Origin of the sequence: Kitasatospora sp. NBC_01300 (assembly GCF_041435235.1) — a bacterium.
Taxonomy (GTDB): Bacteria; Actinomycetota; Actinomycetes; order Streptomycetales; family Streptomycetaceae; genus Kitasatospora.
Window position 1 is genome coordinate 6,797,343 of the sequence record NZ_CP108408.1, and the last position, 25,831, is coordinate 6,823,173.

The window sequence follows — 25,831 nt, forward strand, 5'->3', positions numbered from 1 at the left end:
CACCCCGGGTGGGTGTGGCCGGCCTCCTGGTCGGGTGGGCTCAGCGGCCCGCGTAGACGTCCTCGACGTAGCGGCGCTCGTCGATCAGGCCCTGGAGCCAGGCCTGGGCCTGGCCCTCGTCGGCACCGGGGGTCCGGCTCAGGTAGAGCTCGCGGAAGGCGGCGCGGACACCCGGGGCCATCCGGGCGCCGTCGCCGCACACGTAGACCTCGGCGCCGGCGGTGAGCAGGCTCCAGACCTCCGCGCCCTCGGCGGCGATGCGGTCCTGGACGAAGCGCCGGCCGTCGACGGGCTGTTCGCTGAAGACCGGGCGCATCGAGACGGCGCCGGCCTGCTCGGCGGCGAGCAGTTCGTCGCGGTGCAGGTAGTCGGCGTCGGGCGCGTCGCAGCCGAAGTAGAGCAGGGCCGGGGCGAGTTCCCCGTCCGTGGCCCGGTCGGTGGCGGTGGCCCGGTCGGGGGCGGCGGCGGCGAGCAGGGCGCGGCGGTCGGCGACCGCGCCGCGGAACGGCGCCAGGCCGGTGCCGGCCGCGATCATGATCACCGGGGCGCGGTGGTCGATCCGGAACGTCTCGCGGCACGGCTGGAGGCGCGCCAGCACGGTGTCCCCGACGGCCACCCGGTCGAGGTAGCCGGAGCCGACACCCCGGAAGGAGCCCCGGCCGGAGCGGGCCGGGGCGTCGAGCACGGAGACCATCAGGTCCACGTGGCGCGGGGCGCTGGTCGGCGACGTGGAGATGGAGTACATCCGGGGCCGGATCGGCGGCAGCAGTTCCAGCAGCACCGGCCAGGTCAGGACCTCCCGCAGGGCCGGGTGGTCCTCGACCAGCTCCAGCAGCGTCCGCGGGTCGTCCTCGGGCAGCGCCCGCAGCGCGGCCCGCTCGGGCGGGCAGGGGTTGAGGTCGGCCAGTGTCGCGCGCTGGGCCGCGTTCGGGCGGTCCTGCAACTCGACGTGGTGGGTCAGCAGTTCGCGAACCGTCAGCGGCCGGTCCACGGCCAGGATGGTGCGCCGGTTCGCCACGATGGCGAGCAGGGTGTCCGGGTCGGCGCCGAACACCTTGGCGGCGCGCTCGACCAGGGCCGGGTCGTTGGCCGGCAGCACCGAGACGTGGTCCGCGGTGCGGTAGTCGACGCCCTCCGGCAGGGCCAGCCGGACCAGGCGCTTGACCCGGGGGTAGGCGGGGTCGGTGAGGCTGCCGACCGCCGTGACGGTCAGTCCGATCACGCGGCGCTTCGCGGCCAGGGCGTCCAGCGGACCGCCGGCCAGCTCGGTCACGGTGTACGTCGCCAGGGGGGCGGCCTCGGCGGGAGCGGGAGCGGGAGCGGGCACGGTGCCGGCGGCGGGGGCGACGACGGGTGCAGCGGCGTCGCCGTACCGTTCCAGCAGGGTCCGGCTCAGCGCCGTGGTGAACTCCGCCACCTTCCCGGCCAGATCGCCGGAGGCGTCGGCCGCACCCCGGGCGAGCAGCCGGGTGCCGCCCAGGGCGGCGAGGCCCTCGTCGATCAGCGTCGGCACGCGCTGGTACGTGGCGGCGTACGTCCGGTCGCCGATGCCGAGCACCGCGTACCGGACGTCCTTCGCGAACCCGGCCGCGCCCTCGGTGCCTTCGCCGCCCTCGGCCTGCCCGGCCTGCGCGGTCGCGGCCTGGAGCCGGCGGACGAACTCCGCCGCGTCGTCCGTCGGCTGGCCGTTGTACGAGGCGGCGGTGATCACCACCGGCCGGTCGGTGGGCAGTCCGTCCGCGTAGGCGTCCAGCGGGGCGACGGCGGTGTCGCAGCCGAGCGCGGCCGCCACGTCGGCCAGCTGCCGGGTGAACTCCCGGCAGGCGCCGTAGTTGGAGCCGTGCAGGAGCAGCAGGCCGGTGCCCTGGCGGACCCGCCCGGGCAGGTCGGCGGCGCGGACCGGCGCGTCGACCACCGCCGGGGGCGTGGGCGTGCGCGGGGCGAGGGCGAGGGTGAAGTCGTCGGGCTTGATGGTGAGCGTCTGCTTGATGGTCAGCCGGTAGTCGGCGTGGTCGATCAGTCGGTAGCGGTGGACCAGCATGCCGAGCAGCATGGTCGCCTCGTGCAGCGCGAACTGCCGCCCGATGCAGGCACGTTCGCCGGTGCCGAAGGGCTTGAAGGCGTGCGGTGAGCGGGCCGCCTCCGGCTCGGGGTCGAAGCGGGAGGGGTCGAACAGCTCGGGGTTGTCGCCCCAGACGGGGTCGCGGTGCAGCATCATCGTGGCCACCAGGACCGGCTCCCCGGCGCGGACCGGGATCCGGCCGCCGAGCACGGTGTCCGCGCGGGCCTCGCGGCTGAACGCGGGGGCCGTCGGCCACAGCCGCAGCGCCTCGTTGAGCACCTGCCGGGTGTACCGGAGCCGGCCGACGTCCTCGTACGAGGGCTCCGGGTCGGCCTGGTCGCCCCAGAGCGCGTCCACCTCGCGCTGGACCTCGCGGAGCACGGCGGGGTGCTTGACGAGGTAGTACAGGGCGAAGGAGAGCGCGCCCGAGGTGGTCTCGTGGCCGGCGATCAGGAAGGTGATCACCTGGTTGCGGATGTTCTCGGCGTCCAGTCTGCTGCCGTCGGCGGGGTGCACGGCGTCGAGCATCAGGCCCAGCAGGTCCTCGGCCGGGCCCTGCTCGGGGCTGCCGGCGCGGGCGGCGATCACCTCGTCCACCACCGAGGCCAGGTACCGGGCGTCGCCCTGGGCGGCCTCGTCGCGCTCGCTGTGGTCGAGTTCCGGGTCGCGCAGGAGCTTGTTCATCGCCCAGTCCAGGGAGCGGACCATCGCCTCGACGAAGGGGTGCGGCTCCTCCCGGTCGAAGGAGCCGAAGTCGAAGCCGAACCCGGCCAGCCCGATGGTGTCCAGGGTCATCCGGGTCATGTCGCCGGGCACGTCCACCACCAGTCCGGCGGCCGACCGGCCGTCCCAGGACTCGATCAGGCGGCGGGCCACCCGCAGCATCACCGGGTGGTAGGTGCGCATCGAGCCGAGCGCGAAGGCGGGCATCAGGATGTCGTGCGCCCTGGCCCAGTTCGGCTCCGCGTTGTACGCCGTGAACAGGCCGTCCCCGGTGAACGCGCGGACGTTCTCCAGGGCCGGTCCGATCGACTTGGTGAACCGCTCCTCGTCGGCCAGCTCCTCGACCAGGTCCAGGCCGGTGACGATCAGGGTGTCCCGTCCGTGCAGGCGCTGGACGAAGACCGGGGCGTGCTGCCGGGCCAGCTCCATGGTGCGCAGCACGGGGGCGGCGAGCGGCGGCGCCGACGAGATGTCGACCAGCGGTACTCCGGCGGTGCTCTGCCGGGGCACCAGGGTCTCGGGCGGGAGCCCGGCCCCGGCCGGATTCGCGGCCTCGGCTGCCGCCGGGGTCATCGTCTCGGTCATGGGTTGTCGCCTTCCGTGGCAGGAGAAACCTCGTCGTCCTCCACTCTCGCCCGAGCGGGGCGGGAACCCGGGCCCGAGGACTACATGTTTGTGCAGTAGCGGCGGTCGCGAAAGACTTGTCAACGGGCCGTCAGATCTGCAGCACGCGGTAGCCGTACATGGGAGGGGCCGGGCATGAGACTGACCGACTGCGAGTCGACCGCGGAGAGCTGGCAGGACCTCGCCGTCATCTGGCGCAACCGGACGCTGCGGTTGCTCGACCACGTGCCGGTGGCGCTGGCGGTGTGCGAGTTCAGCGGCCGGATCATGATCGTCAACCGGGCGATGGCCGCCGAATTCGGCCTGCTGCCCGGGCAGTTGCGCAACCGGAAGATCCTGGAGTTCTTCACCCTCCGGGACAGCGCCACGATACCGGCGCTCGCCGAGGCGGTCCGCCTGCACCGGCGCTCGCAGTACCCGGCGCCGGTCTCCTGGTCGGCCGCCGACGGGACCGAGCGGAGCGGCGAGATGACCGTGGCCCTGGTCGGCGACACCCCGGAGGAGGCCCCGAACCTGCTGCTCTCGCTGCCCGTCCGTACCGAGCCGGCCGCCCCGCCTCCTGCTCCCCGGCCCGAGGTGAGCCCGATCGAGGCCCGGATCCTCGCCGCCGCCGCCCGCGGCGCCACCACCGCCCAGATCGGCCGGGAGATCGGCCTCACCCCGGACGGCGTCAACTACCACCTCGCCCGGCTCACCCGCCGCTGGCAGCTGCCCAACCGCACCGCGCTGGTCGCCCGCGCGTACGCCACCGGCGTCCTGGCCGCCGGCGCCTGGCCTCCGGAGCCGGCCCCCCGCCCGTGACGGGGGCGCCTGGCCGGCTGGGTCGGGGCTGTTCGGGGCTGGGCTGTTCGGTGATTTAGTTATATGCTCACAATGATTTCAACAATACAAATACTTGTGGAGCCCCCACCATGCCGGACGCCGCCCCACGACGGCCCTGGCTCGTGCTCGCCATCTGCTGCATGAGCCTGCTGATCGTCAGCCTCGACAACACGATCCTGAACGTCGCCCTGCCCGCCATCCAGCGCGACCTGCACACCTCGGTGTCCGGGCTGCAGTGGACGGTCGATGCCTACACGCTGGTGCTGGCCAGCCTGTTGATGCTCTCCGGCTCCACCGCCGACCGGGTGGGCCGCCGCCGGGTCTTCCAGATCGGGCTGGTGGTCTTCACCGCGGCCTCCCTGCTGTGCAGCCTGGCCCCCGGGCTCGGCTGGCTCGTCGTCGCGCGGATGCTCCAGGCGGTCGGCGGATCGATGCTGAACCCCGTCGCCATGTCGATCATCAGCAACACCTTCACCGACTCCCGGCAGCGCGCCCGCGCCATCGGCGTGTGGAGCGGCGTCGTGGGCATCAGCATGGCCGCCGGGCCGATCGTCGGCGGCGCCCTGGTCGAGTCGGCCGGCTGGCGGGCCGTCTTCTGGATCAACGTGCCGATCGGCCTGGCCGCGCTGTTCCTGACCCGCAGGTACGTGCCGGAATCGCGGGCGCCGCGGCCCCGCCGGGTGGATCCGGTCGGCCAGGTGCTCGTCATCGTCCTGCTCACCACGCTCACGTACGCGATCATCGAGTCGCCGGAGCGCGGCTGGACCTCGCCGCTCGTCGTCGGCTGCGCGGCGGCGGCGCTGGGCGCGCTGCTGGGCCTGCTCTGGTACGAGCCCAGGCGCACCGACCCGCTGATCGAGCTGCGGTTCTTCCGCTCCGCGCCGTTCGCGGGCGCCACCGTGATCGCGGTCGCCGCCTTCGCCTCCCTGGGCGGGTTCCTGTTCGTCAGCTCCCTGTACCTGCAGAACGTGCGCGGGCTCACCCCGCTGCACGCCGGACTGTTCATGCTGCCGATGGCGGTGATGGCGCTGCTGACCGCACCGGTGTCCGGCCGCATGGTGGCCTCCCGGGGGCCGCGCGTCCCCCTGCTCCTCGCCGGGACGGCCCTGTGCGCGAGCGCCGTGCTCCAGGCGCTCACCTACTCCGAGCACCTTCCGACGGCCGTGCTGGTCGTCGCGTACCTGCTCTTCGGCACCGGCTTCGGCCTGGTCAACGCACCCATCACCAACACCGCCGTGTCGGGCATGCCCCGTTCGCAGGCCGGCGTCGCGGCCGCGGTGGCCTCCACCAGCCGGCAGATCGGCCAGTCCCTCGGCGTGGCCGTCGTCGGCGCCCTGATGGCGGGTGGCGCGTACGCGCACACGGCGGCCTTCACCGACGCCGGGCGGACGGCGTGGTGGATCATCGCCGGCTGCGGCGCCGCCGTGCTGGTCACGGGTACGCTCACTTCCGGCCGCTGGGCCCGGGAGACGGCCCTGCGCACGGCGGAGCGGCTCGCCGCCGAGGAGACGCCGGGGACGCCGGGGACGCCGGAGGCGCCGGGGGCGAGTGGGGCGAAGGAGACGAAGGAGACGGTGAACACCTGATGGACCGCCCGCACACCGGCGAGCACCGCGACGGGGACGAGGTGGACGAGGCCGCCACCAGGACGGCGACCAGGGTCTGGCAGGGGCTGAACGCGCTCGTCCTGGAGCGCTACGACCGCCGCAAGACCGTCGCCGAAGCGCTCGGCATGAGCTTCAGCCGGGTCAGGGCGCTGCGCCGCCTCGGCGCCGACCCGATCACCCTGCGGGACCTGGCCGAGCGGCTGGGCAGCGACCCGCCCTACACCACCGTCATCGTCGACGACCTGGTGCGGCGCGGCCTCGCCGAACGCGTCACCAATCCCGCCGATCGCCGGTCCAAGCTGGTCCATCTGACCGAGGAGGGCCAGGCGAAGGCCGCCCTCGCCGCCAGGATCCTCACCACCCCGCCCGACGACCTGCTCGCCCTGCCCCCGGAGGACATCCAGGCGCTCGACCGCGTCCTGGCGAAGCTCCTGGACTGAACCTCCCGGGGCGGGGCGCCGCCGCGGCGGCCTCGGGCGGGTGGCGGTTACGGCCGCTGGTCGACCGTGTGCTGGTAGGCCGAGTAGGTCAGGTAGCCCCGGTCCCCGCCCTGGTAGTAGGTGGCTTCGTCGGCCGGGGCGATCGGGACGCCGGTGCGCAGCCGTTCGACGAGGTCGGGATTGGCGAGGAAGGCGCGGCCGAAGCTGATCAGCTCGGCGCCGAGGCCGAGCCAGTGGTCCGCCGCCTCGCGGTCGGTCTGCTTGGGGCCCAGCGGAAGCACCGGATTCATGATGAGCGTGCCCGGCCAGGCGCGGCGCAGGGCGAGCAGGGTCGGCTCGTCCGTCGTCGCCTCCAGGTGGACGTAGGCGAGTCCGAGGCCGGCGAGTTCGCCGAGCAGGGCGGTGTAGAGCTCCAGGACGTCCTCCTCCGCCACGCCCCAGAAGGTGCCGCCGGGGGAGAGGCGGATCCCGGTCCTGGCGGCGCCGACGGCCTCGACGGTGGCGGTGGCGGCTTCGACGGCGAAACGGATCCGGTTGCGCACCGGGCCGCCGTAGAGGTCGGTGCGCAGGTTGGCGTTGGAGGAGAGGAACTGCGAGATCAGGTAGCCGTTGGCGCCGTGCAGTTCCACCCCGTCGAAGCCCGCGTCGACGGCGCGGCGGGCGGCCTCGGCGTAGGAGCGGGCGTGTTCGGGGACCTCGCCGGTCTCCAGGGCCCGGGGGACCGGAGCGGGCTGCGGACCGGTCGGGGTGAACACGTCGCCGGTGGCGGGGACGGCCGAGGGGCCGACCGGCTGGAGCCCCGTGGTGTCGGGGTGCGAGACCCGGCCGCCGTGCATCAGCTGGGCGAAGATCCGGCCGCCGTTGGCGTGCACGGCGGCGGTCACCTGGCGCCACGAGGCCGTCTGCTCGTCGGTGTACAGGCCGGGCGTGCCCGGGTTCGACTGGCCGATCAGGCTCGGTTGGACGCCTTCGGCCACGATCAGTCCGGCGGTGGCCCGCTGGGCGTAGTAGGTGGCCATCGAGGCGGTGGCCAGACCGTCGGCGGTGGCGCGCACCCGGCTCATCGGCGCCATCACCACCCGGTTGGGCAGCGTGAGTTCGCCGAGCCGGTGGCCGGTGAGCAGGGTGCTCGACGGGGCGGACGTGGCGGACGTCGTCATGGGGAGGTCCTTCGTTCGAAGTCACGGACCCGGTGCCCGGGCCCGTCCTCCGTTACGCTAAAACCTGACATTGATGTCAGAGGCAAGCCCTGTGACGTGGATCACGACCCGGAGGTGCCCGTGCGGATCGGAGAGCTCGCCGAACGTGCCGGAGTGAGCGTCAGATCCCTGCGCTACTACGAGGGGCAGGGCCTGCTGGCCAGCACCCGTAGCGCCAGCGGGCAGCGCCACTACGTCGACGGCGCGGTGGCGCGGGTGCTGTTCATCCAGCGGCTCTTCGCGGCGGGGCTGTCCAGCCGCGCCATCGCCGAACTGCTGCCGTGCGTGGACGCGCCCAGCGAGGAGCACTCGGCGGCCGCGCTGGAGCGGATGGGGCAGGAGCGGGCGAAGCTCGACGCGCACATCGCGGACATGGCCAGGACCCGTGACGCGCTCGACGAACTGATGGACACGGCCCGCGCCGCGCTTGAGGAGCAGTCCGCCGACAGGCTGTGAGGCCCGCGTGAAGGTCGTGGGTGGGGCCGGTGATCGGCCGTTGATCGGGCGTAGACGGCGAGCCTGGAGCATCTGGAACCGGAGGGGACCGGTTCGGAGGCCACAGCCTGACCACCGGGTCCCACGCGGTCGGACCACGGACCGCGCGGGTGCCCAGCGCTGATGCCGCCACTGGTCCCGACCCCCATCAGGAGTCCGGACCACGAAGGGCAGACGAGGCATGGACGGCGGGCAGTGGGTGCAAGCGGTGAGGACGGCGGCGGGCTTCGGAGAGCAGTTGAGGGTGCGGCGCGAGCGGATCGGCCTGACCCAACAGTGCCTGGCCGATCACGCCACCCTGAGCGTGCGGGCCATTCGGGACATGGAGAGCGGCCGAGTGAGACGGCCGCGGAACGAGACCGTCCGGCTGCTGGCGGACGCGCTGCGGCTGGAGGGCCGCAGCCGGGCGGACTTCGAGGAGGCCGCTCGCCGGCACCCGCTCGCCGACGAGCCGGCGGCCGTGGCGCCGGTCGCCCCGCCGGTGGCGCGCGGAGCCATCGTCGGCCGGGAGATGGAGGCCGAGGTGCTGTCCGACGCCTTCGCCGTGCACGGGGACCGGCTGGTCTCGCTGGTGGGGCTCGGCGGGGTCGGCAAGACCCGGCTCGCCCTGGAGGTGGCCCGCCGCCTGCACCTGGCCGCCTGCTGGTCGGTGCGCTGGGTGGACTGCTCCGGCGACTCGGCCCCCTGGCACGGCCGGATGGACGACATCGTCCGGGACATCGGCGACCGGCCCGCCCTGCTGGTGCTGGACGGCGCCGACGGCGGGGTGGACGCCGGGCAGCTGGACGGGCTGTTCCACCACTGCCCCGGGCTGCGGGTGCTGATCACCGCCCGGGAGGCCTGGCCGCTGCCCGGCGGGCAGGTCGTCCCGCTCGCCCCGCTGCCCGTACCGGCCCCCGAACTCGACGCCGACCCGGAGGCGTTGGCGCAGATCGGCGCCGTCCGGCTGCTGCTCTCGCACCTGCGCCGGCTGCGCCCCGGCTACACCCTGGAGCGCTCCGAGGCCCCCGCCGTGGCCGCGCTCTGCCGCCACCTGGACGGCCTGCCGGGGGCGTTGGAGCGCGCGGCGGGGTGGACGCTGGTGCAGTCCACCGCCCAGCTGCTGGCCCGGCTGTCGGCCGGCCCGTTCACGCTGGCGGCACCGCCGGTGGTGTACGGCACGCGCGGTGACGTCCGGGACGAGGTGGAGCCGGCGATCCAGCGGTTGACGGAACGCCAGCGGGCCCTGCTGGACGTGCTCGTGGACGAGCCCGGCGACTGGTCGGGGGAGGACGCGGTGGTCCGCAGCGGCTGGGCGCCGCAGACCTGCCTGGCGACGGTGCACGAACTGCTGTCGCGCGGACTGATCCGCAGCGTGCCCGCCCGCGACGGGGTGCGCTTCACGGTGCTCAACGTGTGCCGCCGCCTCCTCCAGGAGGAGCCCGGGCACCGGTTCGCGCCGGCCGCGGACGTCCAACTGCTCGCCGTCGCGGGCTGACCGCGCGGCGGCAGGCCGGCCGGGTGTCGATACTGCCGCTTCTTGCCCGCATCTTGCCGCACGAGCTGCCGGTCGCCGGGCCCGATCGTTCCTAGCGTTCTCCGTGGGGCTGGACCGCCGCGGAATACGCGCCGGAATTCCCGGGCCGCCGGCTGGGGCGTCGGCGGAATTCCATCGACGATCGCTACCGACGAGGGCTGGGCTGTGGAGCACGGAAACGCCGAAGAGAACAGACTGGACGTCGTCGTGACGACGACGGCCTCCGATTCGCACACCTGGAACCTGGTGTTCCTGCAACTGCTGCTGGAGGAAATGGGCCACCGGGTGACGAACCTGGGCGCGTGCGTCCCCGACGCCCTGCTGCTCTCCGAATGCCGCCGGATCGAACCGGACCTGATCGTGGTCAGCAGCGTCAACGGGCACGGCTACCAGGAAGGGCTGCGGGTGATCCCGGCCCTGCGCGCCTGCCCGGAACTGCGGCGCACCCCGACGGTCATCGGCGGCAAGCTCGGCATCGCCGGAACCGACGACCCCGACCGCGAGCGCACACTGCTGGCGGCCGGCTTCGACCGGGTCTTCGAGGAGGGCTCCGCGGTGGCCGGGTTCCGCGAGTTCGTCGACGGGCTGCGCTCCCGGGTCCTGCTGTGACGAGCTTCGGCGCGTTCGTGGCGCAGGCCGCGGAGGCCGGCGCACTGGTGGTCCAGCCCCGGATGGGGATGGCGCAGGCGGCCCTCATGCGGGAGGGCCTGCTCGCCACCCGGGCGGCGGCCGCCGTCACCGTCGGCACCATCACCCTGGACAGCTACACCCGCACCGGCGACCTCGACGCCGCGCGGCGGGCGCTGGCCGCCGGGGCCGGCCTCAACGGCTACCCGATCGCCACCCACCCGGTCGAGGTCACCCGGGCGGTCCTGGCCGGGGTGGCGGACGCGGGCTTCCCGGTGCAGGTCCGGCACGGCTCGGCCGCGCCGGAGCACATCATCGGGGCGCTGCTGGCGGCCGGCCTGGACGCCACCGAGGGCGGACCGGTCTCCTACTGCCTGCCGTACGGCCGCACCCCGCTGCACGAGGCGGTGGCCCGCTGGCAGCGCAGCTGCGAACTGCTTTCGTCCATGCGGGAGTTCGGTGCGGATCCGCACCTGGAGACGTTCGGCGGCTGCATGATGGGCCAGCTCTGCCCGCCCTCGCTGCTGATCGCCATCAGCGTCCTGGAGGCGCTGTTCTTCCGCCAGCACGGGCTGCGCAGCATCTCGCTCAGCTACGCCCAGCAGGCCAACGCCCGCCAGGACGAGGAGGCGCTGGCCGCGCTCGGCCGGATCGCGGGCGAACTGCTCGCGGACGTCGACCACCACCTCGTGGTGTACGCGTACATGGGCGTGTACCCGCGCTCGCCCGGCGGCGCCCGGCTGCTGCTGGAGGACGCCGCGCGGCTCGCGGTGCGCGGCGGCGCCGCCCGGCTGATCGTCAAGACCACGGCCGAGGCGCACCGCATCCCGACCGTCGCCGAGAACGTCCGGGCGCTGGAGACCGCCGCCGCGGCCGCCACCGAGGAAGGCGCCCGCCCCCGGCCCGCCGCCCCGCCGGACACCGGGATCGAGGCCGAGGCCAGGGCGCTGATCGGCGCGGTGCTCGACCTGGACTCCGACGTCGGGCGGGCCCTGGTGCGGGCGTTCGCGGCCGGCTACCTGGACGTGCCGTACTGCCTGCACCCCGACAACGCCGGGCGGACGCGCAGCTCGATCGGCCCGGACGGACGGCTGCTGTGGTCCGCCGTCGGCTCGATGCCGATCGCCGGGCTCGCCGAGGGCGGCCGGGCGCCGATCCTCGGCTCGGCCGGGCTGCTGGCCGCGCTCTCCCAGGTCCAGCAGCGCTACGACGAGCGGGCCGAACGCTCGCCCGCACCCGCACCCGCACCCGCACCCGCACCCGCACCCGCACCCCGGGGCCTGCCCGCCTCCCGGTGAGACGCCCGGCGGGAGGCCCGGTGAGAAGTCCGGTGAGAGGCCGGGTGAGACGCCGGGTGAGAAACCACGCTCCACGCTCCACGAGAGAACGAGAGAAGAGGACCCGACCATGTCCGACCCCACGCTCCTGCCGCCGACCGACCCGGGCCGGCACCTGACCGCGCCGGCCACCCGCAGCGCGCTCCGGATCCAGCAGCACCTGCTCACCGCGGCCCGCGAGTTCCTGCGCGGCCGGGGCTTCACCGAACTGCTGCCGCCGATCATCGGCCCGGTCACCGATCCGGGTGCGCGCGGCTCCAAGCAGGTGGACATCGACTTCTACGGCCACCGCTACAAGCTGATGACCAGCGCGATCCTGTACAAGCAGGCCTCGCTGCTCGCCTTCGACAAGATCTTCTGCATCGCCCCGAACGTCCGCCTGGAACCGCTGGAGACCGCCGGGACGAGCCGCCACCTCGCCGAGTTCCACCAGCTGGACGTGGAGGTCGCCGGCGCGAGCCGGGACGACGTCGTCCAGCTGGCCGAGGACCTGGTGGTGCACATGGTCGACAGCACCGTCCGCGCGCTGCCCAAGGAGTTCGCCGAACTCGGCCGGGACCCGCAGGCCTTCGCCGAACTGCTGCAGGGCTCCTTCGGCCGCATCCGGCACGCCGAGGCGGTCGCCGAACTCCAGGGCATCGGGCACCCGCAGAGCCCCGAGGCCGAACTCGACTGGGAGGGCGAGGCGTTGCTGTCGGCCCGCCGGGACCGGCCGTTCTTCGTCACCGACTACCCGAAGGGCTCGCGCGGCTTCTACGACCGCGAGCACCCCGACGACCCGGGCCTGCTGCGCAACTTCGACCTGCTGGCGCCCGAGGGCTACGGCGAACTGTGCAGCGGAAGCCAGCGCACCAACGACTACGCGGAGATCGTCACCCGGATGCGGGAGACCGGCGAGAACCCGCAGAAGTACCGCTGGTACCTGGACCTGGTGCGCGAGGGCGTGCCGGCCAGCGCGGGCTTCGGCATCGGGGTCGAGCGGCTCACCCGGTACGTCGCCGGGCTGGACGCCGTCTGGCAGGCCAGCGCCTTCCCGAAGATCGCCGGGGTGGTGTCCCCGTGAGCGACCTCAGCGCGCCGGGATTCCCGGAGGAGGAGGTCCGGAACCGGGCCCGCGCCGGGGCGGCCGCCGCCTTCCCGCCCGCCGAGGAGTACGGACACGTGCTGTTCGGCGCCGACCGGCCGGGGGCGGCGGACCGGGCGGCGCCGTCGGACGCCCTGGACGCGCTGCGGATCGTCCCGCCGTTGTTCCTGCCGCAGCGGCTGGCCAAGCTGATCGACCTCGGCCGCGAGCCCGACTACCGGGACGTCGAACTGGCCACCGCCATCGGCGGGTTCGCCTCCGCGCTGCCGGTGTACGTCTCCGCCACCGGCTCCACCCGGGCCGCCGGCGGTGACCTCGGGCTGGCGCTGAGCCGGCAGGCCGGGGCGCTCGGCATCCCGATGGTGATCGGCGAGAACGTGGTGCCGGTCAACGGCTACGGCCGGCTCGGCGAGGCGGCCGACCGCACGCTGCTCGGCCGGCTGCGCGCCTACACCGAGGAACTCCCGGACGGCCTCGGCGGCGTGGCCGTCCAGCAGAGCACCGAGGACGCCGACGCCGAGGTGTGGAACCTCGTCCACAGTGACCCGGCCGCCCTGCCCCTGCTGGAATCCGGACGGCTGGCCTTCGAGTTGAAGGTCGGCCAGGGCGCCAAACCGGGCCTGGGCGGCATGACCGTGCTGGAGGCCGAGGCCGCCGCCGCGCTGGGCGACCGCTTCGGGCTGGACCCGTTGTTCGGCGACGGGCGGGTGCTGCGCGCCGCCACCCCGGGCACCTTCACCGCGGAGATCCTGCGCCAGCAGATCCGGCTGATGCGCAACAACTACCCGCGGGTGCGGATCTGGGTGAAGCTCTACCCCGGCCGGGACGTGGCCGAGGCCGCCCGGGTGGCGCACGAGGCCGGGGCGGACGCCGTCGTGGTGGACGGCGCCGAAGGCGGAACCGGCTGGGCGCCCGGGGTGTTCCTGCCGCACGTCGGACTGCCGCTCGCGGAGTGCCTGCGCCGGCTGGCGGTCGCGCCGCCGCCCTCGCTGCTGGTCTCCGGGCGGATCTGGGAAGGCGCCAGAGCGGTCAAGAGCCTGGCCCTGGGGGCCCGCGCGGTGGGCCTCGGGCGGGCGGCGCTGCTCGCCGTGGCGGAGGACCGGGAATCCGGGCTCCGCCGTTTCGTGGACTGTCTGGCGCTGGAACTCCGACTGCTGATCAGTGCGCTCGGAAAGTACGCGCCGCAGGCCCTGGACCGGGAGGACGTCTGGTCCCCCGAGGAATACGGAATCACCGCCGGCCGGTAGCCCCGGCCTGCCCGGGACCATTCCTGCGGCAGGTCCGGAAAGCGGCACCGGAAACTGCCGATTTCCTTCCTCATTTCCTGCCGATAGGGCCGCCGAATTCCCCCTATCGTCGAACTCGTCGCCGATTCATCTCACTTCTGGGGCTGGATGATGTCCTCTCGCGGTTTCCCTACTGAGAATGCTGCGCCCGAAATCACGGCGCCTGAGATCAAGGTGTCCGCTTTCGAGCCGCCCGCTTTCGAGCCGTTCGCCTCCGCCGTCCGCCGCTTTCCGGAGCGGCCGGCCGTCCGCACCGGCGGCCGGACCGTCAGCTACCGGGAGCTGGACGGCCTGACCGCCGCGCTCGCCGCCCGGCTCGCCCCCGGGGTGACGGTCGCCGTCACCGGCCGCGACCGGCTGGACCACGTGGTCGCGCTGCTGGCGGTCCTGCGGGCCGGCGCCACCTACCTGCCGCTGGACCGGGAGGCCCCGGAGGAGCGCAACCGCTGGATCACCGAGGACGCCGGGGCCTCCCTGGCCCTCGGCGGCGAGGAGCTCACCGAGCTCGGCGGGCTCGGCGACGGCGCGGGTGCCGTTGCCGGTGCCGGCTACGTCATCTACACCTCCGGCACCACCGGCCGCCCGAAGGGCGTGCACGTCCCGCTCGCCGCGCTGACCGGCCACCTGGCCGCCGCCGTCCGGACCTTCGGCCTGACCGAGCAGGACGTGGTGCTGCAGTTCGCCCGTCCGACGGTGGACGTGGCCGTGGAGCAGGTCCTCGGCGCGCTGTCCGCCGGGGCCTGCCTGGTCCTCCCGGAGCACCGGCTCCTCTCCCCGGCCGAACTGCTGGACCTGCTGGACGCCGAGGGCGTCACCGTCGCCAACCTGGCCGCCGGCTACTTCCAGGACGTGGTGGCGGCCCTGGGCGGCCGGGTGCCGCGCACCCTGCGGCTGATGATCTCGGGCAGCGACAAGCTGGAGCCCGCCACCGCCGCCGCCTGGTGGGCCGCCACCGGGGTGCCGCTGCTGAACGCGTACGGACCGACCGAGACGGTGGTCACCGCCACCACCCACCGGCTCGCGGGCGAGCAGCCCGAGGCCGGCGTGCCGATCGGGACCGCGCTCGGCGGGCGGCGGCTCTACGTGCTCGACGAGCGGCTGCGTCCGGTGCCGCCCGGCACGGCCGGCGAACTGTACGTCGGCGGGCCGCTGCTGGCCTCCGGCTACCTCGGCCGCCCGGGCCTGACCGCCGACCGCTTCGTCGCGGACCCGTTCGTGAGCCCGTTCGTGAGCCCGCCCGCGGCCCCGCCCGCGGAGCCGCTCGCAGACCCCGCCGCAGCGCCGAGCGGCGCTCCCGGCGCGCGGATGTACCGCACCGGCGACGTGGTGCGCCGCAGCACCGAGGACGGGCCGCTGGAGTTCGTCGGCCGCAGCGACCACCAGGTGAAGGTCCGCGGCTTCCGGGTCGAGCCGGGCGAGATCGAGCAGGTGCTGGCCGGGTACCCGGGCGTCACCGGCTGCGTGGTGGTGGCGCGCGAGGGCCGGCTGGCCGGGTACCTGACCGGCGCCGCGCCGCGGTACGCCGAGGCGCGGGACTGGCTGGCCGAGCGGCTGCCCGAGCACATGATCCCGGCGACGCTCACGGCGCTGGACGCCTTCCCGCTGACCGGCGGCGGCAAGGTGGACCGCCAGGCCCTGCCCGAGCCGCAGGCCGCGCCCGAGGGCCGGCCCGCCGGCCGCCCGCCGCGCACGCCCGCCGAGCAGCTGATCGCGGCGGTCTGGGCGGACGTGCTCGGGGTGCCCGAGGTCGGGGCGGACGACAACTTCTTCCACCTGGGCGGCGATTCGCTGACGGCCGTGCGGGTGGTGGGCCGGGTCTTCGACGTCTTCGGGATGGTGTCCCCGTACACCATCTTCGACGCGCCGACGCTGGCGGAGTTCGCCGCCGCGGTGACCGCCGCCTCCGGCGGTGAGCGCCCGGCGCTGGTCCGCTCGGGCGCCGCCGAGGCCCCGCTGTCCAAGTTCCAGCGCGGCCTCTGGTTCCTCGACCAGTGGAACCCGGACGCGCCGACCTACGTGGTGCCCTGGGTGTTCCGGTTCGCCGGGCCGGTCGACCCCGAGCTGCTGCGGCAGGCGCTGGCCGGGGTGGTGGCGCGGCACGAGAGCCTGCGGACGACCTTCGAACTCGCCGAGGACGGTCCGCGCCAGGTCGTCCACCCGGCCGTGGAGCTGCCGTTCACGCTCACCGAGACCACCGCCGACCAGGTGGACGACCTGGTGGCCGAGGCCGCGCTGGAGCCCTTCGACCTGGCGGCCGGGCCGCTGGTGCGGGCGCGGGTCTTCCGGACCGCCGGGGCGACCACGCTGCTGCTGCTCCTCCACCACATCGTCTGGGACGAGGGCTCGCTGCCGGTGCTGGAGGCCGAACTCCAGGAGCTGTACGCCGCGGCGGCCGAGGGGCGCCCGGCCGAGCTGCCGGAACTCGCCGTCCAGTACGGCGACTACGCGGCCTGGCAGTACCAGGACGACACCGCCGAGCGGCAACTCGACTACTGGCGCGAGCAGTTGGCCGACGCGCCGGACGCCGACGCGCTGGCGCCGGACCACCCCCGCCCCGAGGAGCAGGCCTTCCGCGGCGCGTTCCACCGCTTCGCGATGCCGGATCCGGTGGCCGGGGCCGTCCGGGCGCTGGCCCGCAGCGAGGACGCGACCCCGTTCATGGTGCTGCTCGCCGGGCTGGCGCTCACCCTGCACCGCCGCTCCGGGCAGCGCGACCTGGTGCTCGGCTCGCCGGTGAACGTCCGTGGCCGGGCCGAACTCGACGGCCTGATCGGCTACTTCGTCAACCTGCTGCCGCTGCGCCTGAAGGTCGAGGAGGGCGTCTCCTTCCGCGAGCTGGTCCGGCACGTGCGCGAGGTGTCGATCGCCGGCTACCGGCACCAGGAGGTGCCCTTCGACGACATCGCGAACGCGGTGGTGGAGGAACGCCCCGAGGACCGCAACCCGCTGTGCCAGGTGCTGCTGGAACTGCACCCGCTGGACACCCGCCCGCTGACCGTCGGCGGCTGCGAGGTCACCCGCGAACTGCACTCCAACCCCGTCTCCCGCTTCGACCTGTCCGTCTCGGTGGACGACCGCGGCACCGGCTTCACCGGCCGCTTCGAGTACGACAGCGACCTCTTCGAGGCCGCCACCATGGCCGGCCTGTGCGAGCAGTGGCTGGGCACCCTGGCCGCCGCCCTGGAGGTGCCGGGGCACGCCCTGTTCGAGGCGCAGGCCGCCCGGGCCCCGCAGGCCACCGCCCTGATCTCCGGTGAACGGACCGTCCCGTACGGCGAGTTGAACGCCGCCGCGAACCGGCTGGCCCGCCACCTGGTGGGACTCGGCATCGGCCGCGGTGACACCGTCGCCGTACTCGCCGAGCGCGGGCCGGAGATGGTCACCGCGCTGCTGGCCGCCCTCAAGACCGGCGCCGCCTACACCCTGCTCGACCCGGACTTCCCGGCCGAGCGGCTGGCCGGCGCGGTCGCCGACACCGGTGCCGCCACGGTGGTCACCCACCGCCACGCCACCGTGCCGTTCGCCGTCGAGCGCCAGGTGGACCTGGACGCCGCGGCCGACGAGCTGGCCCGGTACGCGGCGCACGACCTCGGCCTGCCGGTCGACGGCGGCGACCTCGCCTGCGTGATGTTCACCTCCGGCTCCACCGGCCGCCCCAAGGGCGCGGCCGTCCCGCACCGCGCGCTCACCACCACCTACCTCGGCCAGGACTACGCCCGCTTCGGCCCGGACGAGGTCTGGCTGCAGTGCTCGCCGGTCTCCTGGGACGCCTTCGCGCTGGAGCTCTACGGCGCGCTCTGCTTCGGCGGCACCTGCGTCCTGCAGCCCGGCCAGCGCCCGGACCCGCAGACCATCGCCGAGCTGACCCGCCGCCACGGCGTCACCGAACTCCAGCTCTCCGCCAGCCTGTTCAACTTCCTGCTGGAGGAGCTCCCGGAGACCTACGACGGCCTCAAACTGGCCATCACGGCCGGCGAGCGGGCCTCCGTCACCCACGTGGCCAAGGCCCTGGAGAACCACCCGGGCCTGGTGGTCGCCAACGGCTACGGCCCGGTCGAGAGCCTCGGCCTGACCACCTGCCACCAGGTCGGCCCGGAGGACGTCACCGGCAGCTCCGTCCCGATCGGCGTCGCGCTGAACGGCAAGGGCATCCTCGTCCTGGACGAGCTGCTGCGCCCCGTCGAGCCCGGCGTGATCGGCGAGCTGTACGCCTCCGGCGGCGGTCTCGCCTACGGCTACCTCGGCCGGCCCGGCCTCACCGCCGAGCGCTTCGTCGCCTCCCCGTTCGGCGCCCCCGGCGAGCGCCTCTACCGCACCGGAGACCTCGGCTACGTCAACGCCGGGGGCCTGCTGGAGGTCACCGGCCGGATCGACGACCAGGTCAAGATCCGCGGCTTCCGGGTCGAGCCCGGCGAGATCGAGGACGCGCTCACCCGGCACCCCGCCGTCCAGGAGGCCGCCGTCACCGTCCACGAACCCGCCCCGGGCGACCACCGCCTGGCCGCCTACGTCACCGTCGGGGCCGACGCGCCGGACCCGGAGGTGCTGCTCGACCACCTGGCCGGCCTGCTGCCCGAGCACATGGTGCCCGCCACCCTGGACGTCCTGGACGCCCTGCCGCTCAACCACAACGGCAAGGTCGACCGGAAGGCACTGCCCGCCCCTGCCGGGCGCCGGGCCGCCCCCCGCGACCCGCTGACCGAGGCCGAACGGCTGGTCGCCGAGGCCATGTGCGAGGTCCTCGACCTCACCGAGGTCGGCCGGGAGGACAACTTCTTCCGGATCGGCGGCAACTCGCTGGCCGCCGTCCGGGTCGCGATGCGGCTGTCCCGGGAGACCGGCACCCGCGTCCCCCCGCAACTGGTGTTCCGGGCCAGGACCGTGAGCGCCATCGCCGAACGGCTGGCCGCCCGATGACGGGCCGCACCGCACACGAAGGGAACGAGGCCGTGAGCCCGTCCGACCACCCGGCACGCACCGCGCCCGCCTCGGGGCTGCAACGCGGCCTCTGGTTCCTCGACCGCCTCGATCCGCGGCAGGTCACCTACTGCACGCCCTGGACCGTCGACGTCACCGGCCCGCTCGACCTCCCGCTGCTCCAGGGCGCGCTGGACGCCCTGGTGGCCCGGCACGAGGTGCTGCGCACCACCTTCGCGCTGCACCCCGACGGCCCGCGCCAGCAGGTCCACCACACCCTCGCCGTGCCGCTCGCGGTGACCGACCTGCGCCCGCAGGGCGGCCCCGAGCAGGCCGGACGCCTGGAGGAACTGCTCACCGCCCGCTGCGCCGAACCCTTCGACCTGGCCGCCGGCCCGCTGCTGCGCGCCGAGGCCTTCCAACTGGCGGACGAGCGCACCACGCTGCTGTTCACCGTCCACCACATCGTCTGGGACGGCTGGTCCGCCGAGGTCTTCGAGCGCGAACTCGCCGACCTGTACGGCGCCGCGGTGCAGGGCCGGGCCGCCGACCTGCCGGAACTGACCGTGCAGTACGCCGACTACGCGGTGGAGGAGCTCGACACCTCCTTCGAGGAGCACCTGACCTACTGGAAGGAGCAGCTGCACGGCGCCCCCGCCCTGTTGGAGCTGCCCACCGACCGGCCCCGGCCCGCCGAGCGCGGCGCGGCGGGCCGGACCGAGGAGTTCGGGCTCGCCCCCGGCACGGCGGCGAGGGTACGCGCCCTGGCCGAGGCGGAGGGCGTCACCCCCTTCACCGTCCAACTGGCCGCCTTCGCCCTGCTGCTGAACCGCTGGACCGGCGCCGACGACCTGGTGATCGGCACCCCCGTCACCACCCGCAACCGGCCCGAACTGGAGCACCTGCTCGGCTACTTCGTCAACCTGCTGCCGCTGCGCCTGCGGCTCGCGCCCGGGCTGAGCTTCCGCGCCCTGCTGGAGCACGTCCAGGACGTCGCCTTCGAGGCCTACGGCTACCTCGACGTGCCCTTCGACCAGCTGGTCGACCAGCTCGGCACCGCCCGCACCGCGCAGCACCCGCCGCTGGTCCAGGTGGTGTTCGGGGCCCACGGCGAGGACCGCACCCCGCTCGCGCTCGGCCGGGCCACCGCCGAGAGCCGGGTGCGCTCCAACGGCACCAGCAAGTTCGACCTCACCTGGTCCGTCTTCGACAGCAGCGGCACCGGCGGCGGGACGGGCGGCGGGACCGGCGACCCCGGCGGCGAACTGCGCGGCGAGGCCGAGTACCGCAGCGAGCTGTTCGACGCCGGGACGGTGCGCCGGCTGGCCGCCGACTTCGACGCCCTGCTCGGCGCGGCCCTGGACGACCCCGACGCCACCGTGCTGCGGCTGACCGGCCGCACCGCCGGGGCCGAGGCCGTCCGGGCCACCGACACCCCCGGCCACTGCCTGCACCGGCTGTTCGAGCAGGCCGCCGACGCCCACCCCGACCGGCCCGCCGTCAGCGACTCCGGCCACACCCTGAGCTACGCCGAACTCGACCGCCGGGCCAACCGCCTGGCCCACGCCCTGCGCGCCCGCGGCGCCGGCCCCGGCGACCGCGTCGGCATGCTGCTGGACCGCACGGCCGACGTCCTGGTCACCGTCCTCGGCGTGCTCAAGACCGGCGCCGCGTACGTGCCCGTCGACCTCGCCGCCCCCGCCGACCGCGCCGCGCTGGTCTTCGCCGACGCCGACGTCACCCACGTCGTCACCGACCGCCCGGACCGGGCCCCCGAAGGCCCCTGGCAGGCCTACGACCTGACCGCCGAGGCCGCCGACCTGGCCGCCCGGCCGGACCACCGCCCGCCGGCCGCCGGGCGCCCCGGCGACGTCGCCTACATCATCTTCACCTCCGGCTCCACCGGCCGCCCCAAGGGCGTCGCCGTCGCCCACGAGCACGTCAGCCGGCTCATGGCGGACGGCGCGGAGCACTTCGGCTTCGGCCCGGAGGAGACCTGGACGCTCTTCCACAGCTACGCCTTCGACTGGACGGTCTGGGAGATGTGGGGCGCCCTGCTGCACGGCGCCCGCCTGGTCGTCGTCCCCTACGTCACCAGCCGCTCGCCGGAGGAGTTCGCCGAACTGTTGGAGCAGGAGCGGGTCTCCTTCCTCTGCCTGACCCCCTCGGCGCTGCGCCAGCTGGAGCCCGTGCTGCGGCGCGGCCCGCGCGACCTGTCCGCGCTGAAGTGGATCATGCTCGGCGGGGAGGCGCTGGACCCGGGCGTCGTCCAGCGCTGGTTCGAACTCGACCCGCCGCCCCCGGCCCGGCTCTGCAACCTGTACGGCATCACCGAGACCACCGTCCACGTCACCACCCACGACCTGGCCGGCAGCGCCGGCTTCGAGCGCAGCCTGATCGGCGCGCCCATGCCGCACCTCACCGCCCAGGTCCTGGACGACTGGCTGCGGCCGGTGCCGCCCGGCGCGGCCGGCGAGCTGTACATCGGCGGCGGCAGCCTCGCCCACGGCTACTGGGGCCGCCCCGGCCTCACCGCGGGCCGCTTCGTCGCCGACCCCTACGGCCCGCCCGGCGCGCGGCTCTACCGCACCGGCGACGTCGCCCGGCGCCTGCCCGGCGGCGGCCTGGAGTACATCGGACGCGCCGACTTCCAGGTCAAGCTGCGCGGCTTCCGGATCGAGCTCGGCGAGATCGAGAACGCGCTCGCCGCCCACCCGGACGTCGACGCCTGCGTCGTCACCGTGCACGACGACCGGCTCGCCGCGTACGTCACCGGGCGCGAGCCCGCCGACGTCCGCGCCTTCCTCGGCCGCTCGCTGCCCCCGTACATGGTCCCGGCCAGCTTCACCGTCCTGGAGTCGCTGCCGCTCACCGTCAACGGCAAGGTGGACCGCGCCGCGCTGCCCGCCCCCGGCCAGCGCAGCACGGCCACCGGAGGCCGCCACGTCGAGCCGCGCACCCCGGAGGAGGAGGCCTTCGCCGCCGTCTGGACGGAGGTCCTCGGGGTGGACGGCATCGGCGTCCACGACGACTTCTTCCACCTCGGCGGCGACTCCATCCGGGCCGTCCAGCTCGCCGGCGCGCTGCACGAGCGCGGCTGGGGGGTGAGCCTGCGGGACGTCTTCAACGCCCCCACGGTCGCCGCCCTGCTGCCGCTGGCCGAGCCCGTCGCCGAAGGCCCGGCCGACCACGAGCCCTTCTCCCTGATCAGCCCGGAGGACCGCGACGACCTGCCGCCCGGCCTGGCCGACGCCTACCCGATGGTCTCCATGCAGCTCTCCATGGTCTTCCACATGGAGATCGCCGGCGGCACCGACAGCTACCACAACGTCAACTCCTACCGGATCTCGGGCGACCTCGACGAACAGGCCTTCCGCCGCTCCGTCGCCGAGGCCATGGAGCGCCACGCGGTGCTGCGCACCGGCCTCGACCTGTCCGGCTACGGCGAACCGCTCCAGCTCGTGTACGGGCGGTTGCCCGCGCCCGTCGAGTTCACCGACCTGCGCGGCGAGCCCGACCAGGACACGGCGGTCCGCGAGGTGTTCGACACCCACCGGTGGACGCCCTTCGACCTGGCCGCCCCGCCGCTGTTCCGGATCACCGTGCAGCGCCTGGCCGAGGACGCCTTCCAGCTCACCATCTCCGAGCACCACGCCATCCTCGACGGCTGGAGCTTCACCTCGCTGTTCACCGAGATCCTGGAACGCCACACCGCCCTGGCCGCCGACCCGCTCGGCGCCCCCACCCCGCCGCCGCGCACCGCCTTCCGCGACTTCGTGGCCGTCGAACGGCAGGCCGCCGGGGACGAGCGCTCGCTCGCGTACTGGCGCGACCGGCTGTCCGGCGTCAGCGGCCAGTCCTTCCCCGGCAGCGAGGACGTGCACGAGGCGCCGCGCACCGTCGAGCGGGTGCTGCCCGAGGCGCCCGAGCAACTGCGGCAGGTCGCCGACGCCCTGGCCGTGCCCCTCAAGTCGGTCGCGCTCGCGGCCCACCTGCACGCCCTCGCCGCCATCACCGGACGACGGCGCGTCACCACCGGCCTCGCCGTGAACGGCCGGCTGGAACGGCTCGGCGGCACCGAGGTGTACGGGCTGTTCCTCAACACCGTCCCGCTCAGCTGCGAGCCCACCGACGACCTGCTCGCCCTGGTGCGCGAGGTGCACCGGGAGGAACTGGACATGATGCCGCACCGCCGGGTGCCCTTCGCCCGCCTCGCCCGGCTGATGACCGACACCGCGCTGGACAGCCAGTTCGGCTACCTGCGCTTCCACGCCCTGGGCCGGCTCAGCTCCGCCCGCATCGTGGACGGCCGGATCGGCTGCGAGCCGACCCTGCGCCACGAACCCAACAGCTTCGCGTTCGGCGCCTCGCTGATCCAGGACCCGGTCTCGCAGCGCGTGCTGCTCGCCGTGGACCACCAGCGCTCCCTGGTCACCGACACCACCGCCGAGCAGTTCATCGACACCTACACGGCAGCCCTGCACGCCATGGCCGCCTCCGTCCGAGAGTCCTGAGGAACCGTCATGACCGACCTCCTGCACCGCCTGCGCGATGCCGTCGCCGCCCACCCCGAGCGCACCGCCGTCCTCGCCGGAACGGCCCGCCTGGACTTCGCCGAACTCGACCTGCGCACCGCCGCGCTGGCCCGCGCCCTGCGCGCCCACGGCGTCGGCCGCGGCGACCGGGTCGGCGTCCACCTCGCCCGCACCGCCGACCTGCCGGTCGCCCTGCTCGCCGTCTGGCGGGCCGGCGCCGCCTACGTCCCGCTCGACCCGGCCTACCCCGCCGAGCGGCTGGCCTTCATGGCCGCCGACGCGCGGCTCGCGGCCCTGATCAGTACGGACGGCCTCCCGGCGGCCCAGGGCGTGCCGGTCCTGCGCCCGGACGCCGCCGGGCCGGACGCCGTCGCCGACGGGCCCGACCTGCCGGAGGCGGCCGACCCGCTCGACCCCGCCTACGTCATCTACACCTCCGGCTCCACCGGGCGCCCCAAGGGCGTCGAGGTGCCGCGCGGGGCCGTCGCCGCCCTGGTGGAGGCACTGGAGGCCACCGGCGCCTACCGCGCCGAGCCCGGCGTGGTCGGCTGGAACGCCAGCGTCTCCTTCGACGCCTCCGTCCAGCAGTGGGCCCGGATCTGCCGCGGCGACACCGTCCTGGTCATCGGCGACGAAGACCGCGCCGACCCGGCCCGGGTGGCCGCCCTGCTGGCCGAGCACGCCGTCACCGACCTCGACCTGACCCCCTCGCACTGGGAGCTGCTGCGCGAGCCGCTCACCGGCGCCCGGGTGCCGCGGCTGTTCATGGGCGGCGAGCCCGTCCCCGAGCACACCTGGCGGGAGCTAGCCGACGGCGGCATCGACGCGATCAACCTGTACGGGCCCACCGAGTGCACCGTCGACGCCGTCACCGCGCCGATCAGCGGCCCCGGCCCGCACCTGGGCGAGCCGCTGCCCGGCGTGCGCCTCCACCTGCTGGACGAGAAGCTCGCCCCGGTCGCCGACGGCCTCGTCGGCGAGCTCTACCTCGCCGGGCCCGGGCTCGCCCACGGCTACCCGGGCCGCCCCGGGCTGACCGCCGGACGCTTCGTCGCCGACCCGACCGCCCCCGGCGAGAGGATGTACCGCACCGGCGACCAGGCCCGGCGCGGCGCGGGCGGCCGCCTGGAGTACGTCGGCCGGGTGGACCGCCAGGTCAAGCTGCGCGGCTACCGGATCGAGCTCGGCGAGGTCGAGCACGCGCTGGCCCGGCTGGAGGGCGTCCAGGCCGCCGCCGTCACCGTCCACGAGCCCGCCCCCGGCGACCGCCGGCTCGTCGGCTACGTCACCGGCACCGCCACCGCCGCCGAACTGACCGAGCGCCTGCGGGCCGCCCTGCCCGCGCACCTGGTGCCCTCGGCGATCACCGTGCTGGACGCCATGCCGCTCACCCCGAACGGCAAGGTCGACCACGCGGCCCTGCCCGTCCCCGCGGCGCAGCCCGCCCCCGCGGCCGGGGAGGTGCCCGCCGAGGGCGCCGGAGGCCTGGCGGAGCAGGTCGCCGAGGTCTGGCGCACCGTGCTCGGCCTGACCGGCGTCACGCCCACCGACGACTTCTTCTCGCTCGGCGGCCACTCGCTCGCCGCGCTGCGCGTCGTCCACCTGCTGCGCCGCCGGCTCGGCATCGAGCTCCAGCTGCGCCACCTGCTGGACTCGGCCGACCTGGCCGCCTTCACCGCCACCGTCGGGAAGGCCGTCGAGGCCGGCACCGCCGCCCCCCGGCCCGCCCTGACCGCCCGCGCCCGGGTCAGCGGCGCATGACCACCGCCACGCGGGTGCGCCCCCGCGTCGAGGGGGACTGGCTGCTCGTCCCCGCGCCCCAACCGCACCGCCCGTTCCGGCTGTTCTGCTTCCCGCACGCCGGGGGCGACGCCACCGCCTACACCCCGCTCGCCCGGGCCCTCGCCCCGACCGCCGAGGTCTGGGCCGTGCGCCCGCCCGCCCGCGGCGGCCGTCTCGGCCACCCGATGCCCGCGAGCTTCGACCTGCTGGTCGACGCCGTCGTGGACGCCCTCACCCCGCACCTGACGGGCCGGTTCGGCTTCTACGGGCAGAGCTTCGGCGCCCTGCTCGGCTACGAGGTCGCCCGGGCGCTGCCCGCCGAGCGGCGGCCCGAACTGGTGGTCGCCGCCTCCGCCTCGCCGCCCGCCACCTGGGCCGGCCGGGACCGCCCGCAGCACACCGCGGACGACCTGCTGCGCCTCGCCGGTATGGGCGAACTCATCGAGGGCGACCAGGAGTTGAAGGAGCACGCGCTCCAGGGCATCCGGACCGACCTGGCCGTGGTCGCCACCTACCGCCCCCGCCCGCACCCGCCGATCGGCTCCGACCTGCACACCGTCGCCGGCGCCGACGACCCGATGCTCGGCTCCGCCGGACTCCAGGGCTGGGCCGTCCACACCCGGGGCGCCAGCGGCCACCACATCGTCCCCGGCGGCCACCTGCTCGCCACCGTCGACGGGCCCGGCCCGGTCGACCTGCTGACCTCCCTCATCGAGCGACCGGGCCCGGGCCACCGGACCGGCGCCGCCGCCGACCAGTCCACGACGGAGTAGCC

The 25,831-nt window shown here is 74.8% G+C and carries 15 protein-coding genes; 13 read left to right on the forward strand and 2 right to left on the reverse strand.

What is annotated here, in order from left to right:
• Positions 1–40: 40 nt before the first annotated feature.
• Positions 41–3,370: a cytochrome P450 gene (locus tag OG556_RS29710; protein WP_371521513.1), complete on the reverse strand. Its 3,330-nt coding sequence runs from the start codon at positions 3,368–3,370 to the stop codon at positions 41–43.
• A 174-nt stretch (positions 3,371–3,544) separates the two neighbouring features.
• Here OG556_RS29710 and OG556_RS29715 point away from each other — a divergent pair, with 174 nt between their 5' ends.
• The 3 genes from OG556_RS29715 to OG556_RS29725 all read left to right on the forward strand — a co-directional run bounded on the left by OG556_RS29715 (position 3,545) and on the right by OG556_RS29725 (position 6,278).
• Positions 3,545–4,210, forward strand: coding sequence for a LuxR C-terminal-related transcriptional regulator (locus tag OG556_RS29715; RefSeq protein ID WP_371521514.1), 666 nt, complete (start codon positions 3,545–3,547; stop codon positions 4,208–4,210).
• Between the two features lie 110 nt (positions 4,211–4,320).
• Positions 4,321–5,817 carry an MFS transporter gene (locus OG556_RS29720; protein ID WP_371521516.1) on the forward strand — a complete coding sequence of 499 codons (1,497 nt, stop codon included), beginning with the start codon at positions 4,321–4,323 and terminating at the stop codon, positions 5,815–5,817.
• Positions 5,817–6,278 (forward strand): MarR family winged helix-turn-helix transcriptional regulator, encoded by a 462-nt coding sequence (locus OG556_RS29725; protein WP_371521518.1) that lies wholly within the window; start codon positions 5,817–5,819, stop codon positions 6,276–6,278. The genes OG556_RS29720 and OG556_RS29725 overlap by 1 nt, the downstream gene beginning before the upstream one ends.
• Positions 6,279–6,325: 47 nt before the next feature.
• On the opposite strand, the gene OG556_RS29730 is transcribed toward OG556_RS29725, so the two are convergent.
• The gene (locus OG556_RS29730; RefSeq protein ID WP_371521520.1) at positions 6,326–7,438 is read right to left on the reverse strand and encodes an alkene reductase; all 1,113 of its coding nucleotides are present in this window, start codon (positions 7,436–7,438) and stop codon (positions 6,326–6,328) included.
• Positions 7,439–7,558: 120 nt separating this feature from the next.
• Between OG556_RS29730 and OG556_RS29735 the strand changes: the two genes are divergently transcribed.
• The 10 genes from OG556_RS29735 (at position 7,559) to OG556_RS29780 (ending at position 25,829) form a co-directional block, all read left to right on the forward strand.
• On the forward strand, positions 7,559–7,933 hold the full coding sequence (locus tag OG556_RS29735; protein ID WP_371522981.1) for a MerR family transcriptional regulator: 375 nt from the start codon (positions 7,559–7,561) through the stop codon (positions 7,931–7,933).
• Positions 7,934–8,153: 220 nt separating this feature from the next.
• A complete protein-coding gene (locus tag OG556_RS29740; protein WP_371521522.1) occupies positions 8,154–9,449 on the forward strand; it encodes a helix-turn-helix domain-containing protein in 1,296 nt (431 codons plus the stop codon).
• A 246-nt stretch (positions 9,450–9,695) separates the two neighbouring features.
• Positions 9,696–10,097, forward strand: a complete 402-nt coding sequence (locus OG556_RS29745; RefSeq protein WP_371521524.1) for a cobalamin B12-binding domain-containing protein — start codon at positions 9,696–9,698, stop codon at positions 10,095–10,097.
• Positions 10,094–11,413: a methylaspartate mutase gene (locus OG556_RS29750; RefSeq protein WP_371521526.1), complete on the forward strand. Its 1,320-nt coding sequence runs from the start codon at positions 10,094–10,096 to the stop codon at positions 11,411–11,413. Before OG556_RS29745 ends, OG556_RS29750 begins: the two co-directional genes overlap by 4 nt.
• A gap of 109 nt (positions 11,414–11,522) precedes the next feature.
• Positions 11,523–12,515, forward strand: a complete 993-nt coding sequence (locus tag OG556_RS29755) for an asparagine synthetase A (RefSeq protein ID WP_371521528.1) — start codon at positions 11,523–11,525, stop codon at positions 12,513–12,515.
• Entirely contained in the window at positions 12,512–13,783 is a 1,272-nt protein-coding gene (locus OG556_RS29760; RefSeq protein WP_371521530.1) for a glutamate synthase-related protein, read from the forward strand. The genes OG556_RS29755 and OG556_RS29760 overlap by 4 nt, the downstream gene beginning before the upstream one ends.
• A gap of 213 nt (positions 13,784–13,996) precedes the next feature.
• The gene (locus OG556_RS29765) at positions 13,997–18,739 is read left to right on the forward strand and encodes an amino acid adenylation domain-containing protein (protein ID WP_371521532.1); all 4,743 of its coding nucleotides are present in this window, start codon (positions 13,997–13,999) and stop codon (positions 18,737–18,739) included.
• Between the two features lie 32 nt (positions 18,740–18,771).
• Positions 18,772–23,253 (forward strand): amino acid adenylation domain-containing protein, encoded by a 4,482-nt coding sequence (locus tag OG556_RS29770; protein WP_371521534.1) that lies wholly within the window; start codon positions 18,772–18,774, stop codon positions 23,251–23,253.
• Between the two features lie 9 nt (positions 23,254–23,262).
• Positions 23,263–25,035 (forward strand): non-ribosomal peptide synthetase, encoded by a 1,773-nt coding sequence (locus OG556_RS29775; protein ID WP_371521536.1) that lies wholly within the window; start codon positions 23,263–23,265, stop codon positions 25,033–25,035.
• On the forward strand, positions 25,032–25,829 hold the full coding sequence (locus tag OG556_RS29780; protein ID WP_371521538.1) for a thioesterase II family protein: 798 nt from the start codon (positions 25,032–25,034) through the stop codon (positions 25,827–25,829). The genes OG556_RS29775 and OG556_RS29780 overlap by 4 nt, the downstream gene beginning before the upstream one ends.
• Positions 25,830–25,831: the final 2 nt, after the last annotated feature.

Coding starts and splice junctions, on each gene's coding strand:
- OG556_RS29740 (WP_371521522.1), top strand. CDS start 8,154: ATGGACGGCGGGCAGTGGGTGCAAGCGGTGAGGACGGCGGCGGGCTTC.
- OG556_RS29755 (WP_371521528.1), top strand. CDS start 11,523: ATGTCCGACCCCACGCTCCTGCCGCCGACCGACCCGGGCCGGCACCTG.
- OG556_RS29725 (WP_371521518.1), top strand. CDS start 5,817: ATGGACCGCCCGCACACCGGCGAGCACCGCGACGGGGACGAGGTGGAC.
- OG556_RS29775 (WP_371521536.1), top strand. CDS start 23,263: ATGACCGACCTCCTGCACCGCCTGCGCGATGCCGTCGCCGCCCACCCC.
- OG556_RS29710 (WP_371521513.1), bottom strand. CDS start 3,370: ATGACCGAGACGATGACCCCGGCGGCAGCCGAGGCCGCGAATCCGGCC.
- OG556_RS29780 (WP_371521538.1), top strand. CDS start 25,032: ATGACCACCGCCACGCGGGTGCGCCCCCGCGTCGAGGGGGACTGGCTG.
- OG556_RS29730 (WP_371521520.1), bottom strand. CDS start 7,438: ATGACGACGTCCGCCACGTCCGCCCCGTCGAGCACCCTGCTCACCGGC.
- OG556_RS29720 (WP_371521516.1), top strand. CDS start 4,321: ATGCCGGACGCCGCCCCACGACGGCCCTGGCTCGTGCTCGCCATCTGC.
- OG556_RS29715 (WP_371521514.1), top strand. CDS start 3,545: ATGAGACTGACCGACTGCGAGTCGACCGCGGAGAGCTGGCAGGACCTC.